General features: G+C 78.5%; 2 pseudogenes. Both read right to left on the bottom strand.

The features are described 5' to 3' along the window. Positions 1-263 (bottom strand): annotated as a pseudogene (locus FNQ90_RS27895) (LysR family transcriptional regulator); the annotation flags it as partial. Next, positions 239-726 (bottom strand): annotated as a pseudogene (locus FNQ90_RS27890) (hypothetical protein); the annotation flags it as partial. The pseudogenes FNQ90_RS27895 and FNQ90_RS27890, both read right to left, overlap by 25 nt.

Below are 726 nucleotides of genomic sequence, written 5' to 3'. Positions count from 1 at the left end.
GGGGCGGGCGGCGCGGCGTCGGCGCCCGGGCAGCGGGCGATCGCCTCCCGCGGCAGCGCGTCGAGCCGATCGGCGTCGTCCGGGGAGCCGGCGACCAGGGCGTATCCCCGGACGGGGTCGATCTCCCCGATCGGCCGCCAGTGCAGACCCAGCTCGCGGGCCCGGGCCGGCGGGCACAGCAGCAGATCTTCACCGCCGATGGCGCGGGCGGCGGCGACCTCCGGGCTCTTCTCCACGATCAGTTGGGAGGGCCGCAGACCCACCGACTCGCACACCCGGCGCAGCCGGTCACGGACGTGCGGCACGTCGTCCTCCGGCTCCAGGCACAGGCGCCGGGCGGGCCCGGTGTCGCCCCGGCCGGGACGAAGGGTCTCCACGTACAGCCGCCGCGTCGCGGGGGGCGTCCGACCGGCCAGGCCCAGCGGAACCGTCCAGGTCGCCTCGGTGGGCGGCACCGCGAGGAGGGCGGCACCGCGAGGAGGGCGGCGCGCACGGTCCGGGAGGCGAGCAGTTCGGCGCGTTCGGCCGGCGGGGCGGAGCGGGGGTCCAGGGTGATGCCCCGTTCCGCCGCCACGGCGATCAGCCGGGCGACATCCGGACGGGAGCAGGTGTCGGGAAGGGCCGGTTCGATGGGGGCCCGGTGGGCCCGCTCGGCCTCGTCCTCCAACGCCTCGGCGGCCAGGATCAGTCGCCGGGCGGCGGGCAGGAGCCGGCGGCCGAAGGGGG

It is taken from the genome of Streptomyces alkaliphilus, from assembly GCF_014141535.1.
Lineage (GTDB): Bacteria > Actinomycetota > Actinomycetes > Streptomycetales > Streptomycetaceae > Streptomyces > Streptomyces alkaliphilus.
Note: the sequence above shows the minus strand (reverse complement) of the source record. Positions and strands in the feature narration are given on the sequence as shown.